We start from the raw sequence: 21,132 nt of genomic DNA, 5'->3' as shown, positions 1-21,132 counted from the left end.
TGCGTTGACGCGCAGGGGCTTTTTTGTGCCTGCAATTTCATAGAATGAGGACTTTCCACCCGGAGCCCTCCTGCATGTCCAAGCGTTCTCTCACCCCCCAGGGCGATTTCCCGCCCGCAGGCCTGGGGCGCCGTCTGGCGGCAATGTTCTATGATTTCCTCCTGTGCACCGCCCTGCTGATCGTCACGGCAGGTGTCTACAAGTTAGTGCAGATGTCGATCATCGGCGAAGCCCGCATGCGTGAGCTGACCGACGCCGGCGCGCTCGATGGCGATCCGCTGTTGTCCACCGTCCTGTTGTTTGCCCTGTTCGGCTTCTTCGCCAAGTTCTGGACCCACGGCGGCCAGACCCTGGGCATGCAGGTGTGGGGCGTGCGTGTACAGAATGCCGACGGCAGCGCGATCAGTTTGTGGCAGGCGCTGTTGCGCTTCGTGGTGTCTATTGCTTCGTGGTTGTGCCTGGGGCTGGGGTTCATCTGGTCGTTGATCGACAAGCGCAAGCGCAGCTGGCATGACATCTACTCGGAAACCCAGTTGGTGCGGATTCCGAAGCAGAAGAAATGATCCTGGGCTGCGATAAAGCCAACTTCGAGCCACAAAAAAGCCGACCCTGGGGTCGGCTTTCTCATTCACGCCTGGCTCATCACCCTGCCCGACGCAACAACCACACACCGGCCAGTGCGCAGATCCCGGCTGGAATCACCACCGCCAACAGCGGCGGGAAACCGAACACCTGGCTCGACGGCCCCAGCAGGTCCTGGGCGATGCGGAACACGAAGCCCACCAGCACGCCGGTAAACACGCGCTGACCCAGGGTCACCGAGCGCAGCGGACCGAAGATGAAGGAAATCGCCATCAGTACCAGTGCAGCGGTCACCGCGGGTTGCAGGATCTTGGTCCAGAACGCCAGCCAGTAACGGGCGTTGTTCAAACCCTGGTCGGCCAGGTAGTGGATGTATTCCCACAACCCGGTGATCGACAACGACTCGGGAGGCAGCACCACGGTATTGAGCAATTCCGGCGTCACCGACACGTCCCAGATTTCTTCCGGTGCCTGCACCACTTCGGTGTGGTCGCCACGGAAGAACGTGGTGCTGACGTCGTGCAGCACCCAGCGCTGATCCTGGTACAGCGCGCGGCGGGCGAAGCTGGAAGCGACGATCTTGCGTTGTTCGTCGAAACGGTAGCGGGTCACACCGAGCAGCAAGCCGTTGGGCTGTACCGAGTTGATGTGCACGAACTCTTCGCCCTGGCGGTGCCACATGCCGCGCTTGGAGCTTTGCGCCTCACCACCGCCCTGCGCCAGCGAGCGCTCGGCCTGGGCCTTGTTCTCGGTGACCGGTGCAACGTATTCGCCAATCAGCAGACCGACCAGCATCAGCACCAGCATCGGCTTCATCACTGCCCAGACGATGCGACCGATGGACACGCCCGCAGCACGCATGATGGTCAGCTCGCTGCTGCTGGCCAGGCTGCCCAGGCCGATCAGGCAGCCGATCAGCGCAGCCATCGGCAGCATGTCATACAGCCGACGCGGCGCGGTGAGCAGCACGTAGCTGCCGGCGTCGAGCAGGGTATAGGTATCGCTCAAATCGCCCATCTCGTCGATGAAGGCGAACAGCGAGGCCAGGCCGAGGATGATCCCCAGCACGGCCAGGATGGCCAGCAGTACGCTCTGGCCGATATAGCGGTCGATCTTAACCATGGGCCACCCCCGCACGGCGCGCGGCCATCTTCAGGCGCAGCGGCTCCCAGTACATCAGCGCCAGGCCGATGAGCAGGAACAACGCGTGCACCCACCAGATGCCCAGGGAGATCGGCAACTTGCCCTTCTCGAGGGCGCCGCGAACGGAAATCAGCATCGTCAGGTAGGCCATGTACAGGAGGATCGCCGGCAGCAACTTGAGGAAGCGGCCCTGGCGCGGGTTGACCTTGGCCAGCGGCACGGCCAGCAGGGTCACGATGAATACCAGCAGCGGCAGCGACAGGCGCCATTGCAGTTCGGCGCGCTCACGCAGGCCGTCATGCCCGAACAGGTCGGTGGTCGGGATGGCTTCACGCTCGGTGACTTCCTCGCTGACCTCAGGCTTGGGCAGCAGCACACCGTAGGTGTCGTACTTGATCGCCCGATAGTCGGCCTGGCCGGGGTTGCCGTCGTAACGGTAACCGTTTTCCAGGATCAGGTAGCGGTTGCCATCAGGCTGCACCTCCTGATGGCCTTTTTCCGCCACCAGCACCGACGGTGCGCGGTCCTTGGTCTTGTCCTGGTTGAAGCGCTTCTCGGAAATGAACACCCCGCCCAGGTTGACGCGGTCGTCGGACATCCGCTCGGTGTAGGTGACACGCGTGCCGTCACGCAGGGTCTGGAAACGACCCGGCACGAGCGTATCGAACTCGGTCAGGGCATCCTGCTGGGCGATGATCTTCTGCACCTGGGCCACACCTTGGGGGGCCAGGCTCAAGCTCAGCCAGGCAACCACCAGCGCAACCAGCGCAGCCGGCGCCAGCGTCAGCGTCAGCAGACGCTGCTGACTCATGCCGGTGGCCGAGAGCACGGTCATCTCGCTTTCGAGATACAGCCGCCCGTAGGCCAGCAGGATGCCGAGGAACAGGCCCAGCGGCAGGATCAGTTGCAGGAAGCCCGGCAGGCGGAAGCCCATGATCAGGAACAGCACGCCCGGGTCGAGCGCACCCTGGGCCGCCTGGGCCAGGTATTTGATGAAGCGCCCGCTCATGATGATCACCAACAGCACTGCGCTGACGGCGCTCAAGGTCACCAGGACCTCGCGGGACAGATAACGAAAGACGATCAAACCAGACACTCCTGGGTTGTCAGGGGCGGATTGCCAGACAATGACTGAGTAAAGCCAAGACCTATGCCGGTTCGCCTCAAGCGAACCTCCATCTAAAAGTGCGCGCATTATCCTGTGATTGGGCGCGCCTGTCACTTGGCGGCGCATGACAGCGGACGTCATGACCGTAAAAGTGCGACAAAGCCCCGCCATTGAAGCAGGCGCTGCCCTGCAAAAGCATAGACCGGGGTTGTCAGCAAGGCGGCGGCAGGCTCAAACTGGCCGCTTTTCAACTGGCACGCAAGCACGCGGCCAGGCCTGTCGCACTGACCCTGCGGCAGTGGCCAACAACAGAGATCATTCGGGGAACCTGACATGGAACTGGTTGTAAAGACCGTAGCCGCAGCATCCGTGAAAACCGCCACCCTGGTCGTGCCGGTCGGCGAAGGCCGCAAGCTTGGCACCGTGGCCAAGGCCGTTGATCAGGCGACCGATGGCGCCATCAGCGCCATCCTCAAGCGCGGCGACCTGGCCGGCAAGCCGGGCCAGACCCTGCTGCTGCAGAGCCTGCCGGGCCTCAAGGCCGAGCGCGTACTGCTGGTTGGCAGCGGCAAGGATGAAGCCCTGGGCGATCGTGCCTGGCGCAAGCTGATCGCCAGCGTTGCCGGGGTGCTGCGCAACCTGGCAGGCGGTGACGCCGTGCTGGCGCTGGACGACATCGCAGTAGCCAACCGCGACGGTCATTACGGCAAATATCGCCTGCTGGCCGAAACCCTGCTCGACGGCAGCTACGTGTTCGACCGTTTCAAGAGCCAGAAGGCCGAACCGCGTGCCCTGAAGAAAGTCACCCTGCTCGCCGACAAGGCCGGCCAGGCTGACGTCGAGCGTGCGGTCAAGCATGCCACCGCCATCACCACCGGCATGAGCCTGACCCGCGACCTGGGCAACCTGCCGCCGAACATCTGTCACCCGAGCTTCCTCGCCGAGCAGGCCAAGGAACTGGGCAAGGCGCACAAGGGCCTCAAGGTCGAAGTACTCGACGAGAAGAAGATCAAGGACCTGGGCATGGGCGCGTTCTACGCCGTAGGCCAGGGCAGCGACCAGCCGCCACGCCTGATCGTCATGCAATACCAAGGCGCCAAGAAGACCGACAAGCCGTTCGTGCTGGTCGGCAAGGGCATCACCTTCGATACCGGCGGCATCAGCCTCAAACCCGGTGCCGGCATGGATGAAATGAAGTACGACATGGGCGGCGCTGCCAGCGTGTTCGGCACCCTGCGTGCGGTGCTCGAGCTGCAGTTGCCGATCAACCTGGTGTGCCTGCTGGCGTGCGCCGAGAACATGCCCAGCGGCGGCGCAACCCGCCCGGGCGACATCGTCACCACCATGAGCGGGCAGACCGTCGAGATCCTCAACACCGACGCCGAAGGCCGCCTGGTGCTGTGCGACACGCTGACCTATGCCGAGCGCTTCAAACCGCAGGCGGTGATCGACATCGCCACCCTCACCGGCGCCTGCATCGTCGCCCTGGGCAGCCACACGTCGGGCCTGATGGGCAACAGCGACGATCTGGTCGGCCAGTTGCTCGACGCTGGCAAGCGTGCCGACGACCGCGCCTGGCAACTGCCGCTGTTCGACGAGTACCAGGAACAACTGGACAGCCCGTTCGCCGACATCGCCAACATCGGCGGCCCTAAAGCCGGCACCATCACCGCGGGCTGCTTCCTGTCGCGCTTCACCAAGAACTACAGCTGGGCGCACCTGGACATCGCCGGTACCGCATGGGTCAGCGGTGGCAAGGACAAGGGTGCCACCGGCCGCCCTGTTCCGCTGCTGACCCAGTACCTGCTGGATCGCGCGGGCGTCTGACACACCAGTGCCGGCGCCCGAGTGGCGCCGGCCGGGCTGAACGAACATGAGCAAAGTCGATTTCTACATCCTGCCCACCGACTCGCTGTCGGCGCGGCTGGATTTCGCCTGCAAGCTGTGCGAAAAGGCCTGGCGCCTCGGCCACCGGGTCTACCTGCATTGCCAGGACGACGAACAGCGAAACGCCCTGGATGAACGCCTGTGGCATTTCAAGGGCGAGGCTTTCGTGCCCCATGACTTGGCCGAGCAACACGCCGATGCCAGGGTCGCATTGGGCCTGGGCGACACTGCTGGCGAGCACCGCGACCTGCTGATCAACCTGGGCGGTGATGTGCCAGGGTTCGTCGGCCAGTTCGAGCGGGTCGCCGAGATCGTTGTCGAAGAGGCCTCCATTCGCCAGTTGGCCCGCGAGCGATTCCGTTTCTACCGCGAACAGGGCTATGCTCTGCAAGACCACCGCTTACAGCGACTTTGACGACGATGGACAAACCCTCCTCACTGACACAATCCGCCCACCTGCTCGACGATCTCGAGTCGATCCGCCAGTTGCTTGGCGACGCCGACCTGCAGCCGCCGCTGCTGACCGAAACGGTCGAGCAGATTCCCCTGCTGCTCGATGAGCCGGCCGGCAACGCGACAACCACCGTCGAACCTGCCCAGGCCAGCGCACCGGAAGAAGATGCCCAGACTCGCCGCCAGGACACCCTGCTGCACCTGGACACCGAACTGCGCGCTGCGGCGCAATCGATCATGCAGGATGTGATCAACGACTTCGTTCCGCACATCGAGACCGAGGTCAAGCGTCGCCTCGAAGCGCGGATGGAGCGGTTGATCAAGCGTTCCGAGTAACACTCGCCTTTTGCGGCGTCCTTTTCGCGGGCAAGCCCGCTCCCACAGGCACACCACAGCCTCGAGAACTGTGGTGTGCCTGTGGGAGCGGGCTTGCCCGCGAAAAGCACACCATCGTCGTGCAATATAACGATCCCATGTCCCCTGCGCCCTGCCCGTTGTATACTCTTCGGCTTTTCCGTATTTATGCCTAAGGGTCCCGCCGCGCATGGATAAGACCTACCAGCCGCACGCCATCGAAACTTCCTGGTACAACACCTGGGAGTCCGAGAACTATTTCGCCCCGCAAGGTGCAGGCGAGTCCTACACCATCATGATCCCACCGCCGAACGTGACCGGCAGCCTGCACATGGGTCATGGGTTCAACAACGCGATCATGGACGCCCTGATCCGCTTCCGCCGCATGCAGGGGCGCGACACCCTGTGGCAGCCGGGCACCGACCATGCCGGCATCGCCACGCAGATGCTGGTGGAGCGCCAGCTCGAGGCGAAAGGCCAGAACCGCCACGACCTGGGCCGCGAAAAGTTCCTGGAGAAGGTCTGGGAGTGGAAGGAACAGTCCGGTGGCAACATCAGCCGCCAGATCCGTCGCCTGGGTTCGTCGGTCGACTGGAGCCGCGAACGCTTCACCATGGATGACGGCCTGTCCGAAGCCGTCAAGGAAGCCTTCGTGCGCCTGCATGAGGACGGCCTGATCTACCGCGGCAAGCGTCTGGTCAACTGGGACACCAAGCTGCACACCGCGATTTCCGACCTCGAAGTGGAAAACCACGACGAGAAAGGCCACCTGTGGAACCTGCGCTACCCGTTGGCCGATGGCGCCACCACGGCCGAAGGCAAGGACCACCTGGTCGTTGCCACCACCCGTCCGGAAACCCTGCTCGGTGACGTCGCCGTTGCCGTCAACCCGACCGACGAGCGCTACCAGGCGCTGATCGGCAAGTTCGTCGAGCTGCCGCTGGTCGGACGCCGCATCCCGATCATCGCCGACGACTACTGCGATCCCGAGTTCGGTACCGGCTGCGTGAAAATCACCCCGGCCCACGACTTCAACGACTATGAAGTCGGCAAGCGCCACAACCTGCCGCTGCTGAACATCTTCGACAAGAACGCCACCGTGCTCGCCGCGGTCCAGGCCTTCAACCTCGATGGCAGCGTCAACGAAAACCTCGACACCTCGCTGCCTGCGCAGTACGCCGGCCTCGACCGCTTCGTGGCGCGCAAGCAAATGGTTGCCGACCTGGACGCGCAGGGGCTGCTGGTCAGCGTCGATGACCACGCCCTGAAAGTGCCGAAAGGCGACCGCTCGGGTACCGTCATCGAGCCGTGGCTGACCGACCAGTGGTACGTCTCCACCAAGCCGCTGGCCGAGCCAGCCATCGCCGCCGTGGAAGACGGTCGCATCCAGTTCGTGCCGAAACAGTACGAGAACATGTACTTCTCCTGGATGCGCGACATCCAGGACTGGTGCATCAGCCGCCAGCTGTGGTGGGGCCACCGCATCCCGGCGTGGTACGACGAGGCCGGCCAGGTCTATGTCGGCCGCAACGAGGAAGAAGTGCGGACCAAGCACGGCCTGGGCAGCGATGTGGTCCTGCGCCAGGACGACGACGTGCTCGACACCTGGTTCAGCTCGGGCCTGTGGACTTTCTCCACGCTCGGCTGGCCGGAACAGACCGAGTTCCTGAAGAAATTCCACTCCACCGACGTACTGGTCACGGGCTTCGACATCATCTTCTTCTGGGTCGCCCGGATGATCATGCTGACCATGCACCTGATCAAGAACGAGGATGGCACCCCGCAGGTCCCGTTCAAGACCGTGTACGTGCATGGCCTGGTGCGCGATGGCCAAGGCCAGAAGATGTCCAAGTCCAAGGGCAACGTGCTCGACCCGCTGGACATCGTCGACGGCATCACGCTCGAAGCGCTGCTGGAAAAACGTACCAGCGGCCTGATGCAGCCCAAGCTCGCCGAGAAGATCGCCAAGCAGACCAAGGCCGAATTCCCCGAGGGTATCGCCAGCTACGGCACCGATGCCCTGCGCTTCACCTTCTGCTCGCTGGCTTCCACCGGCCGTGACATCAAGTTCGACATGGGCCGCGTCGAAGGCTACCGCAACTTCTGCAACAAGATCTGGAACGCTGCCCGCTACGTGCTGGACAAGGGCGAGGACTGCGGCCAGAACGGCGAGGCCTACGAGTTGTCGCTGGCCGATCGCTGGATCATCTCGCAACTGCAACGCACCGAAGCGGAAGTGACTCGCCAACTCGAGCAGTTCCGCTTCGACCTGGCCAGCCAGGCGCTGTACGAGTTCGTCTGGAACCAGTACTGCGACTGGTACCTGGAGCTGTCCAAGCCGGTACTGTGGGATGAAAATGCGCCCATCGAGCGCGCCCGCGGTACTCGCCGTACCCTGGTCCGCGTGCTGGAAGTGGTACTGCGCCTGGCGCATCCGTTCATGCCGTTCATCACCGAGGAGATCTGGCAGCGCATCGCGCCGCTGGCGGGCGTTCAGGGCAAGACCATCATGCTGCAGCCTTGGCCGGTGGCCAATGAGAGCCGCATCGATGCCGGCGCCGAAGGCGACATCGAATGGCTCAAGGAGCTGATGGTCGGCCTGCGCAACATCCGCGCCGAGATGAACATCGGTCCGGGCAAGCCCCTGCCGCTGTTCCTGAAGAACGCCAATGCCGACGACCAGCGTCGCCTGCAGGAAAACGAAGCGCTGCTCAAGAAGCTGGCCAAGGTCGAGACCTTCACGGTACTCGGCGAGCAGGACGAAGCGCCGCTGTCGGCCACCGCACTGGTAGGCGATCTGCAGGTACTGGTACCGATGGCCGGCCTGATCGACAAGGACGCTGAGCTTGCACGCCTGAACAAGGAAATCCAGCGCCTGCAGGGTGAGGTCCAGCGTGTCGACGGCAAGCTGTCCAACGCCGCCTTCGTCGACAAGGCACCGCCTGCGGTGATCGAGAAGGAACGTGCCAAACTGGCCGAGTCCGAACAGGCCCTGGCCAACTTCACCGAGCAGCATGCGCGGATTGCAGCGCTGTAACCTGACATTGCTGAACTGACCGGCGAGGGCTTCGCCCTCGTTCGCGGCCAAGGCCGCTCCCACAGGAATGGGCTGTCTTCAAAGAGCCCCACTATCCTGTGGGAGCGGCCTTGGCCGCGAATGGGCCGCCGTGCGGCCTTTGGCCAGTGCAAGCGACACCGGACACGAGCATGACCCAGAACAAACCCACCCTGCATCCGCGCAATCGCCACCAGGGCCGCTACGACTTCCCCAGCCTGATCAAGGCCCATCCTGACCTGGCCCGGTTCACCATCACCAACCCCCACGGCAAACCGAGCATCGACTTCGCCAACCCCGAGGCCGTGCGCGTGTTCAACCGTGCCTTGCTAAAGGCCCAGTACGGCATCCAGCACTGGGACATCCCCGCGGACTACCTGTGCCCGCCGATCCCAGGACGCGCCGACTACATCCACGTGCTCGCCGACCTGCTGGCCGAAGACAACGGCGGGCAGGTCCCACGCGGCGCCCAGGTGCGCGCGCTGGACGTCGGCGTCGGCGCCAACTGCATCTACCCGCTGCTCGGCCATAGCGACTACCGCTGGCGCTTTCTCGGCTCGGATATCGACGCCACGGCGCTGGCCTCGGCCAAGGCGATCGTCCAGGCCAATGGCCTGAACAAGGCCATCACCCTGCGCCAGCAGGCCAACCGCAAGCACATCCTCAGCGGTCTGCTGCAGGACGACGAGCGCTTCGACCTGACCCTGTGCAACCCGCCCTTCCACGGCTCGCGCGAGGAGGCCACCCGTGGCAGCCAGCGCAAATGGAAGAATCTGGGCAAGCAGGATCCCACCCGCAAGTTGCCAGTGCTGAACTTCGGCGGGCAGAACAACGAGCTGTGGTGCGAGGGGGGCGAGATCCGCTTCGTCACCCAACTGGTGAACGAAAGTGCGCAGTATGGCGAGCGGGTGCTGTGGTTCACCAGCCTGGTGTCCAAGGTCAGCAATCTGCCGGGGATCGAAGCGGCGCTCAAGAAAGCGGGCGTGAAAGCCCAGCGCGTCGTAGAGATGGGCCAGGGCCAGAAACAGAGCCGCATGGTGGCCTGGAGCTTCCAGGACGACGCCATGCGCAGCGCCTGGCATGCCGCGCGAGGCAAGGCGCAGGCGTGAAAAAACCGCGCCCGGACAAGCCGGGCGCGGTTTCAATGAAGCATCGACAATTACTTGTTGATGGCGTCGTTCAGGACCTTGGCTGGTACGAACTTGACGACTTTCTTGGCAGCGATTTCGATGGCAGCGCCAGTCGAAGGGTTACGGCCAGTGCGGGCAGGACGCTCGGAGACTTTCAGCTTGCCGATGCCTGGCAGGGTGATTTCAGCGCCGTTTTCCAGTTGGTCAGCGACGATCTGGCCCAGTTGCTCCAGAGCGTTGCGCGCGGTGGTTTTCGGTGCGTCGATGGCTTCGGCGATGTCGGCAATCAGTTGGTCTTTGGTCAATGCCATGGTGGTGTTCCTTCCCTATCAAATCAGAGGTATGCAGCGTGCTTCATCGTTATCGGGCCTGCACGGAAGGTCCGGCGAGCCTCGCCAATCGCGTATGTAGATACGAAAATCAGCGTTTGGTTCGACACGACGCAAGCGAGCTGCCAGCAATGCGCCACCCCAAGGGGCGCAAGACGGCGCAAAGCTAACACAGGAACCAGGAAATATCCGCTGTCGACCGTGATTTTATTGAGGTTTTTCGGGGGTTTGCCCGAAAAGCGCAGATTTTTGAACAAAAAACGAACAACTGGCATTTCCGCCAACATCTGGCCACTGCATCACCCCTGCCCTGCGGTAAACTGAGCCACTTTGCAGCGCGGTATCGCACCGCCCATCCTTTCAGAGAATTCCATGCCAATCCGTCATTGCATCGTTCACCTGATCGACAAGAAGCCCGACGGCAGCCCCGCCGTGCTCCATGCGCGAGACACCGAACTGGCGGCGTCGGACGCCATCGAGAACCTCCTGGCCGACCTCAACGACAGCTATAACGCCAAACAGGGCAAGGCCTGGGGCTTCTTCCACGGAGAATCCGGCGCCTACCCGCTCAGTGGCTGGCTCAAGCAGTACCAAGAAGAGGAAAAGGACTTCACCACCTTCAGCCGCATCGCAGTCGAGCACCTGCAGAAGCTGATGGAAGAGTCGAACCTGTCCACAGGCGGTCATGTGCTGTTCGCCCATTATCAGCAAGGCATGACCGAGTATCTGGTCATCGCCCTGCTGCACCACAGCGAAGGTGTGGCGGTGAACGCCGAACTCGACGTCACCCCGTCACGCCACCTGGACTTGGGGCAACTGCACCTGGCCGCGCGAATCAACCTGTCCGAGTGGAAGAACAATCAGCACTCGAAGCAGTACATTTCCTTCATCAAGGGCAAGAACGGCAAGAAGGTGTCGGACTACTTCCGCGATTTCATCGGCTGTCAGGAAGGTGTCGACGGCCCTGGTGAAACCCGAACCCTGCTCAAGGCGTTCAGCGACTTCGTCGAGAGCGAGGATCTGCCCGAGGAAGCAGCGCGCGAGAAGACCCAGACCCTGGTTGACTATGCCACCAGCCAGACCAAGCAGGGCGAGCCGATCACCCTGGAGGAACTGTCGAGCCTGATCGACGAAGACCGCCCCAAGGCGTTCTTCGACCACATCCGCAACAAGGACTATGGCCTGTCGCCGGAAATTCCTGCGGACAAACGCACCCTGAACCAGTTCCGCCGTTTCACTGGACGTGCCGAGGGTCTGTCGATCAGCTTCGAGGCCCACCTGCTGGGCTCGAAGATCGAGTATGACGAAGAAGCCGGAACCCTGGTGATCAAGGGCCTTCCGACACAACTGATCGATCAGCTCAAGCGCCGCAAGGACTGAGTTCGACCGTCGCCCCACCCTGCGCGAAGGAGGCGACCAGCGCCTCCTTCGCCGATTTGCGCAGCTTTTTCACCAGCCGCTCCTGGCGCAGGGCTTCGCCTTTGTCCGGCCACTGCTCGACATAGACCAACGCCTGCGCCGGGCTGGTCTTGAAATAACGCGCGCCCTGCCCTTTCTGATGCTTCTGGAAGCGTCGCTGCGGATCGTCACTGATGCCGCAATACAGCGAGCCATTGGCCGCCCGCACGAGGTACACGTACCAGGGCTTGGCCTCCCGTTCGGGAATATCTTCACTCGCCACAGGGATCCTGAGTGTCATTAGTTTGGAGAGCCCATCCATATCCAGGGCTCTACCATGTTGAAAAAATGTTCCCGGCTACTAGCCACAGCTGCGCTGCTAACGCCATTCCTGGCCCAGGCGTCCCTCGGCGAGCGAACCGCTGCGCAGATGCAGGAAAACTATGATGCTGCACCGGTTGACTGTGGGGGTTCGGCCATTCCGGCCCACGGTTGTTCGGGCGTACTGATCCGCGCGACCAAACCATCCCCCAAGTATCACACCTGGCATCATAGCCCGAACAACAAGGAAAAAGGCGGCGTCTCGTTCTCCTACCTGCGCACCGACCTGCCAATCACAAGCCTGGCTGCCGATGCCCGCAGCGGCTTTACCCTGTACCCGCGCATGCAGCGCCCGGCAGGGTCGATCAGCTATCAGGTGCTGTGCGCCTGGCCAACCGATGGCGATACCTGGACGCGCGAACAACAAGGGTGTGGCAACAACAGCCAAACCACCTCGACCGAGCGCCTGTGCCATGAGCAAGGCATCACGACCGCTCACGCCTGGATCGACGAGTTCCGCCGCTCCGGGGACTACAAGCGCCAATGCGCATTCGATGTGCGTGACACCCGCAAGAGCGAGCGCGCCGACGCCTTCTACCAGAGCCTGACGGCACAGCGAATGTTCGCCTCCGAACTACCATTCCCTTGGAATGAAGTCATCGTTCAAGCCTGGGAAGAGGACCAATCCCACAGACTGCCGATCCAGTCGTTCTTCCACATCGAAGGCATGTGGGGGGCGCTCGAGCAAGCACAGGCGGACCAGAAGGACTGGTACGAGACCTACGGCGCCTACATCCCGATCATCCGCATCCGCATGCCGCAAGAGGCCCATGACAAGGCCACCTTCAGCTATCACAGTAACGAACAGGCGGTTCCCACGTCCTGAAAAAGCGATCAGCGCGCCTGGAATGCCCGCAGGCCTTTGGTGGCCTGCTGGCGGACCTTGTTTCTTACCAGAGGGCTCCACCCCAGTAACAAGCCGGGCGTACCCAGGGCTTGGCGCGACCAACGCCACAGGTCGAAACTGTCGTCATGCTGACAGATCAAGCCGTCACGGAACACGAAACGAGCCTGGATATCATTGACCACGGTACGGCCGGTCTGGCTGAACAGGTAGGTGGCGACCCAATGGGCACTGCCACCCCGCGCATCCGCGCGCACGCTGTCGAAGGTCAGGGAGAAGTCCTTGGCGCGGGTGGTCAGCATCCGCCACATGTCACCCACGTCCTGGCCGCGCAAGGTACCGAATGCCGGATCGCTGAAAACGATGTCATCGCTGTAGCAGGCCACCATGGCCTCGGCGTCCAGGCGCTGGAAGGCCTGATAAAAACGGGTGATCAGGGCGCTGTTGGCGTCGCTCATGGGGCAGGTCCGTCCAGGGAATCGAGAGCTGCACGATAATCCGCGCCACGCCTTCGCGCCATGGTCATTTGCGCCATGAATGCATCCAGCGTCGCACCGGTTTCACACCCGCTCGCTGACGACCTGCACATGCAGCGCCCGCCCGGCCCCCAGACCGAAGACGATCGCCCCCAGCCCCAGCACCGCGAAGATCCAACCGACCGCTGCCCAGCCACCGGTGAAGTCATGTACCAGTCCGACCGCGAACGGGCCCATCGAAGCTAGCGTGTAACCGACGCCCTGGGCCATGCTCGACAAGTTCGCCGCCACGTGCGAATCCTTCGAACGCAGCACGATCAGGGTCAAGGCCAGGGCGAAAGTACCGCCTTGCCCCAGCCCCAGCAGCACCGCCCAGCCCCACAGCCCCGAGATTGGCGCATACAGGCATCCGAACAAGCCGCCGAGGGTGACCAGCATCACCACCACGATCGCCAGCCGCTGATCCTTGCCGCGGGTCGCCAGCCAGGGCGCACTGAGCGAGCTGATCAACTGCACCAGCACCGACCCCGAAAGCACCAGACCGGCTTGCGTGGGGCTCAGGCCACGACCGATGAGAATCGACGGCAGCCAGCCGAACACGATGTAGGCCAGCGAGGACTGCAGCCCCATGTACAGCGTCACTTGCCAGGCCAGCCGATCGCGCCACAGCCCCCGCACCCGATAGGCCACCTGGTGCGCGCCATGCCCTTGGCGCGCCTGGGGCGCCCACACCAGCATCGCCAGCAGCGCGGGCAACAGCCAGAAGCCCAGCCCCATGGCCCAACTGTCGCCGAAGTACTGGCTCAAGGGCACGGTGCTGCCCGCGGCCATCGCTGCGCCGAGGCACAGGGCCATCGTGTAGACGCCAGTCAGGGTGCCGGCATGAGCGGGGAAATCACGCTTGACGATGCCCGGTAGCAGCACGCCGATGATGCCGATGCTGGCACCAGCGATCAGGCTGCCGACGAATACCCCGGTCGCACCGAGTGCACTGCGCAGCAGGATCCCCAACGCCAGGGTCAGGAGGATGCCCAGAATCACCCGCTCGCTGCCAAAACGACGCGCCAGGATCGGCGCCAGCGGCGCGAACAGGCCCAGGCACAGGACTGGCAAGGTCGTCAGTAAACCTGCCGCGGAAGCATTGAGCCCCAGCCCCTCGGACACCTGGCCCAGCACCGGCGCCATGCTCGACAGCGCCGGGCGCAGGTTCAACGCGACCAGTACCAACCCCAGCAACAGCAACCAAGGTCGGCGCAGCACCACGGGCTGCTGCTGGACCTGTTCGTCGTCAGCCTCGGCATCGATCAGCAGCTCATCGAGTTCAGGGTCGTGCTTGGAGTGGTTGTACGTCAGTTGTTCAGGCATGGGGCACTCGGGCTCAGGATTCGATGAGGGCCCGGCTCAGGCGCTTGGCCGCGTCCGGGTCGCGTTGTTCGATGGCGTCGAGGATCTGCACATGCAGGTCGAACACGCGTTGACTGCGGGGAAGCGCACTCATGTTGTGCTGCACCGCTGCAGCGACGACGCTGGAAAAGTAGCGATACAACTCGCTCAGTGCGGGGTTGTGCGCAGCGTCCACCAGGCGCTGGTGGAACACCAGGTCACAGGCCACATAGGTGTCCAGATCGCCGTGGAAGTGCCCACAGCTGCGCTCCAGGGCCACGCGCAAGTCGCGCAGATCATCGTCGGTGCGCCGCAGGGCGGCGAGGCCGATGGCCTCGGCTTCGAGGATGCAACGGGTCTCGCGGGCCTGCTCGACCGTGCAGCGCGAGATGGCCTGCACGGCCTGCAAAGGGTCTTGGGCGGTGCGCAGATAGCTGCCGTCGCCCTGGCGCACTTCTACCAGACCACTGAAGGCCAGCACACGCATGGCCTCACGCACGGTATTGCGGCTGATGCCCAGTTCCAGGGCCAGTTCCGGCTCGGTGGGCAGGCGCTGCCCTACAGCCCAGGCGCCCTGGGCAATGCGCTCGCGCAATTGGTCCACGGCTTGCTCCACCAGGGAGCGCTTGATCAACAGGGACATACTAACGTCCAGTCATCGGATGAATTTACAAGCGGCAAAATTAGCGCTGAAAAGCATCGCGGGGCAAGTCGGAGCGGCGATACAGCGATCCGACTTGCCCCGCGACAGGAACGACGCGAACTACCCGTTCAACGCATCGATCAACGCCTGGTTCATCTCCGGCGTGCCTACGGTAATCCTCAGGAACTGCGCGATCCGTGCCTGCTTGAAGTGCCGCACGATCACCCCCTGCTCACGCAGGCGCGCCGCCAGTTCAGCCGCATCCTGTTGCGGGTGCCGGGCGAAGATGAAGTTGGCCGCCGATGGCAGTACCTCGAAGCCCCGCGCCGTCAACTGCTCGACCAGGGCCTCACGGCTGTCGATGACCTTGCGGCAGGTCTCGTCGAAGTAAGCGCGATCTTCGAACGCTGCCGCCGCCCCGATGATCGCCATGCGATCGAGCGGATAGGAGTTGAAGCTGTTCTTGATCCGCTCCAGTGCCTCGATCAGGTCCGGATGCCCCACTGCCAGCCCCACCCGCAGACCCGCCAGCGAGCGCGACTTGGACAGGGTCTGGGTCACCAGCAAATTGTCGTAGCGGTCCACCAGTGCGATGGCGGTTTCGCCGCCAAAGTCGATGTAGGCTTCGTCCACGACCACCACCGAGTCGCGATTGGCCTGGAGCAATCGCTCGATGGCCTCGAGCGGCAGCAGGCAGCCAGTCGGTGCGTTAGGGTTGGGGAAGATGATCCCGGCATTGGGCTTGTTGTAGTCCTCGATGCGGATCTGGAACTGCTCGTCCAGCGCCACCTGCTCGAAGTCGATACCGTACAAGCCGCAGTACACCGGATAGAAGCTGTAGCTGATATCCGGGAACAGCAGCGGCGCGCCGTGCTGGAACAGGCCGTGGAAGATGTGCGCCAGCACTTCGTCCGAACCGTTGCCGACGAAGACCTGCTGCGGGGTGACCTTGTAGTAATCAGCCACAGCCTGCTTGAGCCGGTCGCTGTTCGGATCCGGGTACAGGCGCAGGTTGTCGCTCAGCTCGCCACGCATGGCCTCCAACGCCTTGGGCGAAGGCCCATAGGGGTTTTCGTTGGTATTGAGCTTGACCAGGCGAGCCAGCTTGGGCTGCTCACCCGGCACGTAAGGCACCAGGTCCTTGACGAAGGGGCTCCAGAATCGACTCATGTTCAGTTCCCCTTCTCGTTGAGGATGCGGTATTCGGCGCTACGGGCGTGGGCGGTCAGCGACTCGCCACGGGCCAGTACGGATGCAGTGTGACCGAGCTCGGATGCGCCCTGCTCGGAGCAGAAGATGATCGACGAACGCTTCTGGAAGTCGTACACCCCCAGCGGCGAGGAGAACCGTGCGGTGCCGGATGTGGGCAACACGTGGTTGGGGCCTGCACAGTAGTCACCCAGGGCCTCGCTGGTGTGGCGGCCCATGAAGATCGCGCCGGCATGGCGGATCTGCGGCAACCAGGCCTGCGGGTCGGCGACCGACAATTCGAGGTGTTCCGGGGCGATGCGGTTGGCGACCTCGATGGCCTGCTGCATGTCACGCACCTGGATCAGGGCGCCTCGACCGTTGATCGACTTCTCGATGATCTCGGCGCGTTCCATGGTGGGCAGCAGCTTGTCGATGCTGGCCGCCACGCGGTCAAGGAAGGCCGCATCAGGGCTGACCAGGATCGCCTGCGCATCTTCGTCGTGCTCGGCCTGGGAGAACAGGTCCATGGCGATCCAGTCCGGGTCGGTCTGGCCATCACATACCACGAGGATTTCCGAGGGTCCGGCGATCATGTCGATGCCGACTTGACCGAACACATGGCGTTTGGCAGTGGCTACGTAGATATTGCCGGGACCGACGATCTTGTCGACCTGTGGCACGCTCTCGGTGCCGTAGGCCAACGCCGCGACTGCCTGGGCGCCACCGACGGTAAACACGCGATCGACGCCGGCGATGCAGGCCGCAGCCAGCACCAGCTCGTTGATCTCTCCACGCGGGGTCGGCACCACCATGACCACCTCACCGACACCGGCGACCTTGGCGGGGATGGCATTCATCAGTACCGATGACGGGTACGACGCCTTGCCGCCAGGCACGTACAGCCCTGCGCGATCGAGCGGGGTGACTTTCTGGCCGAGCACGGTGCCATCAGCTTCGGTGTACTGCCAGGAATCCTGCTTCTGTCGTTCGTGGTAGCTGCGCACGCGGTTGGCGGCAGTTTCCAGCGCCTCGCGCTGGGCTGCGGAGATCCGAGTCAGGGCCAGTTCCAGGCGCTCGCGACCCAGGATCAGGTCATCGATGGACTTGGCATCAACGCCATCGAAACGCTGGGTGAACTCCACCAGCGCCGCATCGCCACGCTCGCGCACGGCTTTGATGATGTCGAGCACCCGCTGGTTGACCGCGTCATCGGACACGCTTTCCCAGCTCAGCAGATGATCCAGATGTCGCGCGAAATCCGGATCAGCAGCGTTGAGACGGGCAATTGCAGTGGACACGGTCATGACGAGGGCCTCGTTTTATTGGCGAATGCTCAGGCGCCCTAGGCTACCAGTCCATCCGCGCGGGCACCCGAGAAAAGTGGCTATGACGCGGATAGACGGGCGCGACAGCGAAGGTCGCGCGCAGAAGTCAGCCGCGGTGTCGCGATTCGACAGCCTTGCGCAGGGTGTCGATGAGATTCTGGATACGGGCGTGCTGCATCTTCATGGAGGCCTTGTTCACCACCAGGCGCGAACTGATCGTGGCGATCAGCTCCTGTGGCTCAAGGCCATTGGCGCGCAGGGTGTTGCCGGTGTCCACCACGTCGATGATCTTGTCGGCGAGGTTGATCAGCGGGGCCAGCTCCATGGAGCCATAGAGCTTGATGATGTCGACCTGGCGGCCTTGTTCGGCGTAATAGCGCTTGGCTACGTTGACGAACTTGGTGGCCACACGCAGACGCCCCTTGGGCTCGGGTGCACCAACGACGCCAGCGGTCATCAGCTTGCACTTGGCGATCTGCAGGTCGAGCGGCTCGTACAGGCCCTGGCCGCCGTATTCCATCAACACGTCCTTGCCGGCCACACCCAGGTCGGCGGCACCATGCTCGACGTAGGTCGGCACGTCGGTGGCACGCACGATGAGCAGGCGCACGTCGTCCTGCGTGGTGGGGATGATCAGCTTGCGGCTCTTGTCCGGGTTCTCGGTCGGCACGATACCGGCCTCGGCCAGCAGCGGCAGGGTATCGTCGAGAATACGGCCTTTGGAAAGCGCGATGGTCAACATTGCAACGTCGGTCCTTAAGCGGCTACAGCCGGCCAGGTCATCGACCTGGCCGTGTTCGATTCGGCTGGCACGTCCGTGTGCCGATCACAGGCAGATAGCGCGACTAGCCCGGTACGCGACGGATCTTCGCGCCCAGCATCTGCAGTTTTTCCTCGATGCACTCGTAACCACGGTCGATGTGGTAGATGCGGTCGATCAGGGTATCACCTTCGGCGACCAGCGCAGACAGTACCAGGCTCGCCGAAGCGCGCAGGTCGGTAGCCATCACGGGCGCACCCTTGAGCGCCTTGACCCCGGTGACGATGGCGGTATTGCCCTCGACCTGGATCTGCGCGCCCATGCGGTGCATCTCGTACACGTGCATGAAGCGGTTTTCGAAGATCGTCTCGATCACGGCGCCCGTGCCTTCGGCAATGGCGTTGAGGGAGATGAACTGTGCCTGCATGTCGGTCGGGAATGCCGGATACGGCGCGGTACGCAGGTTGACGGCCTTGGGCCGCTTGCCGTGCATGTCCAGCTCGATCCAGTCTTCACCGGTCGCGATGTCGGCGCCAGCTTCCTTGAGCTTCTCGAGGACGGCTTCGAGGATGGTCGGATCGGTGTCCTTGACCTTGACGCGGCCGCCGGTAACAGCAGCAGCGACGAGGTAGGTACCGGTCTCGATACGGTCGGGCATCACACGGTAGCTGGCCGAGTGCAGGCGCTCGACACCATCGATGGTGATGGTGTCGGTACCAGCGCCCTGGATCTTCGCACCCATGGCGATCAGGAAGTTGGCCAGGTCGACCACTTCAGGCTCGCGCGCGGCGTTCTGCAGCACGCTGCGGCCCTTGGCGAGCGCAGCAGCCATCATGATGTTCTCGGTACCGGTCACGCTGACCGTGTCGAAGAAGAAGTGCGCGCCACGCAGGCCGCCTTCAGGGGCCTTGGCCTTGATGTAACCGCCTTCGACTTCGATCTTCGCGCCCATGGCTTCAAGGCCACGGATGTGCAGGTCGACCGGACGCGAACCGATAGCGCAGCCACCTGGCAAGGCGACTTCGGCCTCGCCGAAGCGGGCGACCATCGGGCCGAGTACCAGGATCGAGGCGCGCATGGTCTTGACCAGCTCGTAGGGCGCAACCAACGTCTTGATGGTGCGTGGGTCGATCTCCACCGCCAGCTTCTCGTCGATCACAGGCTCGATGCCCATGCGCCCGAACAGCTCGATCATGGTGGTGATGTCGTGCAGGTGTGGCAGGTTGCCGACGGTGACCGGGCCATCGGCCAGGAGCGTGGCCGACAGAATCGGCAGGGCGGCGTTCTTCGCGCCGGAAATGCGGATCTCGCCGTCGAGGCGCGCGCCGCCAGTAATAATCAGTTTGTCCATTTCAATCTCGCCGCCAACGTTGGCTCAGGTGCGCTCAGCCCAGGCTGCGCTGCTGAAAAATTTCATCGTTACCGCATGGATGCTGCCGTTGGCGATCCACGGATTCAGGTGAGCATAGATCGCCTGCTGACGCTTGACCGGGCTCTGGCCGGCCAGCTCGTCGCTGATCACGTTCAACTGGAAGTTGCAGCCTTCGCCTTCAACTTCGACCCGGGTTCCCGGCAGTTTTTCTTCAAGGAAGCTCTTAACTTCTAAGGCCTGCATGCTCAACCTCAATCGGCGCCCAGTGCGCGCGGGTCGGCCATGATACAAAAAAGCCCCTCGCCTGCGAAGCCCATACGAGGACGCGCTGACCGAGGGGCCTTCCCTTGATGACGGGCCATCAGCCCGCCAGCACTTCATCGAGGTCGTAGACCTCGGCGATTTCACGCATGTCTGCAGGCATGCCGCGCACTTCCCAGGCCTTGCCAGCAGCCTGGGCATCCCGCATGAACGCCAGCAACAATGACAACCCCACGCTGCTGGACTTGCTCACGGCCGAGCAGTCGAGCACCAGCCGCTGCTCGCGGCTGGCGGCGATCAACGCCTTGCCCTGCTTGCGCAGGGCCGGCCCGCTGCGATAGTCCAGCACACCGGCCAGGCGCAAGACACCCGGCTCGGTCATCGTCATGTCGGCTTCACTCATTTGACCGTCTTCTCGGGAGAGCTGTCGGCAGCTTCCTTGGCCTTGGCCACTTCGCCAGCCCAGCCGTCGATGGTCTTGTCGAGGTTGTTGCCATTACGGTTCATCGCGTCGGCGAACTGGTCGCGGAACAGCTTGCCGATATTGATGCCATTGACGATGACATTACGCACCTTCCACTCACCACCGATGTTTTCCAGGGTGTACTGGACCGGGTATACCGCGCCATTGTTGCCAGACACTTTCATGCCCACCGAAGCACGCTGGCCATCATCCGGCTTGGCTGGATCGACGGTGATGCCCTGGTTGTCGTATTCAAGCAGTGCGTTGCCGTAGAACTGGAACAGGCTGCGGCGGAAATTCTCCTGGAAGCGCTGCATCTGCTCGGGCGTGGCCTTGCGCGAGTACTTGACGGTCATGATGCTCCGGGAGATGCCGTCAGCGTCGACCACCGGGCCAAGGATGCGATTGAGCGCATCATAGAAAGCGGTCGGGTTGGACTTGTACTGCGCCTTGTTCGCCTTGAGGTCGGACAGCAGTTCAGTGGTGGTGCCCTGAACCACGTCGCGCGGAGACTGGCCCGGCGCCGCCAGGGCCATCAGGGGGAAGGCCGCCAGCAGGACCAGCAGGCCACGTCGCAGGATCGAAATCATGGAA

At 63.2% G+C, this 21,132-nt stretch carries 23 protein-coding genes; 8 read left to right on the top strand and 15 right to left on the bottom strand.

The annotated features are described in order from the left end of the window. The first annotated feature begins 74 nt into the window (after positions 1-74). Positions 75-563, top strand: coding sequence for an RDD family protein (locus AB688_RS07600; protein ID WP_054895507.1), 489 nt, complete (start codon positions 75-77; stop codon positions 561-563). 79 nt (positions 564-642) lie between these two features. Here the strand turns inward: AB688_RS07600 and lptG are convergent, their stop codons facing one another. Together lptG and lptF are read right to left on the bottom strand one after the other, a co-directional pair. Continuing rightward, positions 643-1,704, bottom strand: a complete 1,062-nt coding sequence (gene lptG / locus AB688_RS07595) for an LPS export ABC transporter permease LptG (RefSeq protein ID WP_054895506.1) — start codon at positions 1,702-1,704, stop codon at positions 643-645. Then, the gene (lptF, locus tag AB688_RS07590; RefSeq protein ID WP_063543201.1) at positions 1,697-2,812 is read right to left on the bottom strand and encodes an LPS export ABC transporter permease LptF; all 1,116 of its coding nucleotides are present in this window, start codon (positions 2,810-2,812) and stop codon (positions 1,697-1,699) included. The genes lptG and lptF overlap by 8 nt, the downstream gene beginning before the upstream one ends. Before the next feature lie 354 nt (positions 2,813-3,166). Between lptF and AB688_RS07585 the strand changes: the two genes are divergently transcribed. From AB688_RS07585 to rlmF, 5 genes are all read left to right on the top strand, one after another. Continuing rightward, the gene (locus tag AB688_RS07585; RefSeq protein WP_063543199.1) at positions 3,167-4,660 is read left to right on the top strand and encodes a leucyl aminopeptidase; all 1,494 of its coding nucleotides are present in this window, start codon (positions 3,167-3,169) and stop codon (positions 4,658-4,660) included. Positions 4,661-4,706: 46 nt separating this feature from the next. Beyond that, positions 4,707-5,135 carry a DNA polymerase III subunit chi gene (locus AB688_RS07580; protein ID WP_054895503.1) on the top strand — a complete coding sequence of 143 codons (429 nt, stop codon included), beginning with the start codon at positions 4,707-4,709 and terminating at the stop codon, positions 5,133-5,135. Between the two features lie 5 nt (positions 5,136-5,140). Beyond that, positions 5,141-5,509, top strand: a complete 369-nt coding sequence (locus tag AB688_RS07575; protein WP_063543197.1) for a hypothetical protein — start codon at positions 5,141-5,143, stop codon at positions 5,507-5,509. A 208-nt stretch (positions 5,510-5,717) separates the two neighbouring features. After that, positions 5,718-8,564: a valine--tRNA ligase gene (locus tag AB688_RS07570; protein ID WP_063543195.1), complete on the top strand. Its 2,847-nt coding sequence runs from the start codon at positions 5,718-5,720 to the stop codon at positions 8,562-8,564. A gap of 170 nt (positions 8,565-8,734) precedes the next feature. Further along, positions 8,735-9,691, top strand: coding sequence for a 23S rRNA (adenine(1618)-N(6))-methyltransferase RlmF (gene rlmF / locus AB688_RS07565; RefSeq protein WP_063543193.1), 957 nt, complete (start codon positions 8,735-8,737; stop codon positions 9,689-9,691). Positions 9,692-9,741: 50 nt separating this feature from the next. Here the strand turns inward: rlmF and AB688_RS07560 are convergent, their stop codons facing one another. Continuing rightward, positions 9,742-10,023, bottom strand: a complete 282-nt coding sequence (locus tag AB688_RS07560; protein WP_054894359.1) for an HU family DNA-binding protein — start codon at positions 10,021-10,023, stop codon at positions 9,742-9,744. Between the two features lie 23 nt (positions 10,024-10,046). Continuing rightward, a complete protein-coding gene (locus AB688_RS26730; RefSeq protein WP_155738192.1) occupies positions 10,047-10,328 on the bottom strand; it encodes a hypothetical protein in 282 nt (93 codons plus the stop codon). 85 nt (positions 10,329-10,413) lie between these two features. Between AB688_RS26730 and yejK the strand changes: the two genes are divergently transcribed. After that, positions 10,414-11,421, top strand: coding sequence for a nucleoid-associated protein YejK (yejK, locus tag AB688_RS07555; RefSeq protein WP_063543191.1), 1,008 nt, complete (start codon positions 10,414-10,416; stop codon positions 11,419-11,421). Here yejK and AB688_RS07550 read toward each other — a convergent pair. Continuing rightward, positions 11,402-11,740: a GIY-YIG nuclease family protein gene (locus tag AB688_RS07550; RefSeq protein WP_054894361.1), complete on the bottom strand. Its 339-nt coding sequence runs from the start codon at positions 11,738-11,740 to the stop codon at positions 11,402-11,404. The two genes, yejK and AB688_RS07550, sit on opposite strands and share 20 nt — an antisense overlap. Before the next feature lie 129 nt (positions 11,741-11,869). Between AB688_RS07550 and AB688_RS07545 the strand changes: the two genes are divergently transcribed. Beyond that, positions 11,870-12,646, top strand: coding sequence for a hypothetical protein (locus AB688_RS07545; RefSeq protein WP_063543189.1), 777 nt, complete (start codon positions 11,870-11,872; stop codon positions 12,644-12,646). 8 nt (positions 12,647-12,654) lie between these two features. Here the strand turns inward: AB688_RS07545 and AB688_RS07540 are convergent, their stop codons facing one another. The 10 genes from AB688_RS07540 to AB688_RS07495 form a co-directional block, all read right to left on the bottom strand. Next, positions 12,655-13,122 (bottom strand): nuclear transport factor 2 family protein, encoded by a 468-nt coding sequence (locus tag AB688_RS07540; protein ID WP_063543187.1) that lies wholly within the window; start codon positions 13,120-13,122, stop codon positions 12,655-12,657. Positions 13,123-13,224: 102 nt separating this feature from the next. Continuing rightward, positions 13,225-14,505 (bottom strand): CynX/NimT family MFS transporter, encoded by a 1,281-nt coding sequence (locus AB688_RS07535; protein ID WP_063543185.1) that lies wholly within the window; start codon positions 14,503-14,505, stop codon positions 13,225-13,227. A gap of 13 nt (positions 14,506-14,518) precedes the next feature. Continuing rightward, positions 14,519-15,166, bottom strand: a complete 648-nt coding sequence (locus tag AB688_RS07530; protein ID WP_063543183.1) for a FadR/GntR family transcriptional regulator — start codon at positions 15,164-15,166, stop codon at positions 14,519-14,521. A 120-nt stretch (positions 15,167-15,286) separates the two neighbouring features. Then, positions 15,287-16,336: a histidinol-phosphate transaminase gene (gene hisC, locus AB688_RS07525; protein WP_063543181.1), complete on the bottom strand. Its 1,050-nt coding sequence runs from the start codon at positions 16,334-16,336 to the stop codon at positions 15,287-15,289. Positions 16,337-16,338: 2 nt separating this feature from the next. Continuing rightward, a complete protein-coding gene (gene hisD, locus AB688_RS07520) occupies positions 16,339-17,661 on the bottom strand; it encodes a histidinol dehydrogenase (protein ID WP_054894367.1) in 1,323 nt (440 codons plus the stop codon). A gap of 127 nt (positions 17,662-17,788) precedes the next feature. Next, positions 17,789-18,424 (bottom strand): ATP phosphoribosyltransferase, encoded by a 636-nt coding sequence (gene hisG / locus AB688_RS07515; protein ID WP_063543179.1) that lies wholly within the window; start codon positions 18,422-18,424, stop codon positions 17,789-17,791. A 103-nt stretch (positions 18,425-18,527) separates the two neighbouring features. Then, on the bottom strand, positions 18,528-19,793 hold the full coding sequence (gene murA, locus AB688_RS07510) for a UDP-N-acetylglucosamine 1-carboxyvinyltransferase (RefSeq protein WP_063543177.1): 1,266 nt from the start codon (positions 19,791-19,793) through the stop codon (positions 18,528-18,530). Between the two features lie 24 nt (positions 19,794-19,817). After that, positions 19,818-20,057, bottom strand: a complete 240-nt coding sequence (locus AB688_RS07505; protein WP_054894370.1) for a BolA family protein — start codon at positions 20,055-20,057, stop codon at positions 19,818-19,820. A 118-nt stretch (positions 20,058-20,175) separates the two neighbouring features. Beyond that, on the bottom strand, positions 20,176-20,478 hold the full coding sequence (locus tag AB688_RS07500; RefSeq protein ID WP_054894371.1) for an STAS domain-containing protein: 303 nt from the start codon (positions 20,476-20,478) through the stop codon (positions 20,176-20,178). After that, complete coding sequence (locus AB688_RS07495; RefSeq protein WP_063543175.1) at positions 20,475-21,128, bottom strand: MlaC/ttg2D family ABC transporter substrate-binding protein; 654 nt, start codon at positions 21,126-21,128, stop codon at positions 20,475-20,477. Before AB688_RS07495 ends, AB688_RS07500 begins: the two co-directional genes overlap by 4 nt. Positions 21,129-21,132 lie beyond the last annotated feature (4 nt).

Origin of the sequence: Pseudomonas putida (assembly GCF_001636055.1) — a bacterium.
Classification (GTDB): Bacteria; Pseudomonadota; Gammaproteobacteria; order Pseudomonadales; family Pseudomonadaceae; genus Aquipseudomonas; species Aquipseudomonas machongensis.
The sequence above is the reverse complement of the archived record's forward strand: the minus strand, read 5'-3'. Positions and strand labels throughout refer to the sequence as shown.

Coding starts and splice junctions, on each gene's coding strand:
- AB688_RS07600 (WP_054895507.1), top strand. CDS start 75: ATGTCCAAGCGTTCTCTCACCCCCCAGGGCGATTTCCCGCCCGCAGGC.
- lptG (WP_054895506.1), bottom strand. CDS start 1,704: ATGGTTAAGATCGACCGCTATATCGGCCAGAGCGTACTGCTGGCCATC.
- AB688_RS07585 (WP_063543199.1), top strand. CDS start 3,167: ATGGAACTGGTTGTAAAGACCGTAGCCGCAGCATCCGTGAAAACCGCC.
- AB688_RS07580 (WP_054895503.1), top strand. CDS start 4,707: ATGAGCAAAGTCGATTTCTACATCCTGCCCACCGACTCGCTGTCGGCG.
- AB688_RS07575 (WP_063543197.1), top strand. CDS start 5,141: ATGGACAAACCCTCCTCACTGACACAATCCGCCCACCTGCTCGACGAT.
- AB688_RS07570 (WP_063543195.1), top strand. CDS start 5,718: ATGGATAAGACCTACCAGCCGCACGCCATCGAAACTTCCTGGTACAAC.
- rlmF (WP_063543193.1), top strand. CDS start 8,735: ATGACCCAGAACAAACCCACCCTGCATCCGCGCAATCGCCACCAGGGC.
- AB688_RS07560 (WP_054894359.1), bottom strand. CDS start 10,023: ATGGCATTGACCAAAGACCAACTGATTGCCGACATCGCCGAAGCCATC.
- AB688_RS26730 (WP_155738192.1), bottom strand. CDS start 10,328: ATGTTGGCGGAAATGCCAGTTGTTCGTTTTTTGTTCAAAAATCTGCGC.
- yejK (WP_063543191.1), top strand. CDS start 10,414: ATGCCAATCCGTCATTGCATCGTTCACCTGATCGACAAGAAGCCCGAC.
- AB688_RS07550 (WP_054894361.1), bottom strand. CDS start 11,740: ATGACACTCAGGATCCCTGTGGCGAGTGAAGATATTCCCGAACGGGAG.
- AB688_RS07545 (WP_063543189.1), top strand. CDS start 11,870: ATGCAGGAAAACTATGATGCTGCACCGGTTGACTGTGGGGGTTCGGCC.
- AB688_RS07540 (WP_063543187.1), bottom strand. CDS start 13,122: ATGAGCGACGCCAACAGCGCCCTGATCACCCGTTTTTATCAGGCCTTC.
- AB688_RS07535 (WP_063543185.1), bottom strand. CDS start 14,505: ATGCCTGAACAACTGACGTACAACCACTCCAAGCACGACCCTGAACTC.
- AB688_RS07530 (WP_063543183.1), bottom strand. CDS start 15,166: ATGTCCCTGTTGATCAAGCGCTCCCTGGTGGAGCAAGCCGTGGACCAA.
- hisC (WP_063543181.1), bottom strand. CDS start 16,336: ATGAGTCGATTCTGGAGCCCCTTCGTCAAGGACCTGGTGCCTTACGTG.
- hisD (WP_054894367.1), bottom strand. CDS start 17,661: ATGACCGTGTCCACTGCAATTGCCCGTCTCAACGCTGCTGATCCGGAT.
- hisG (WP_063543179.1), bottom strand. CDS start 18,424: ATGTTGACCATCGCGCTTTCCAAAGGCCGTATTCTCGACGATACCCTG.
- murA (WP_063543177.1), bottom strand. CDS start 19,793: ATGGACAAACTGATTATTACTGGCGGCGCGCGCCTCGACGGCGAGATC.
- AB688_RS07505 (WP_054894370.1), bottom strand. CDS start 20,057: ATGCAGGCCTTAGAAGTTAAGAGCTTCCTTGAAGAAAAACTGCCGGGA.
- AB688_RS07500 (WP_054894371.1), bottom strand. CDS start 20,478: ATGAGTGAAGCCGACATGACGATGACCGAGCCGGGTGTCTTGCGCCTG.
- AB688_RS07495 (WP_063543175.1), bottom strand. CDS start 21,128: ATGATTTCGATCCTGCGACGTGGCCTGCTGGTCCTGCTGGCGGCCTTC.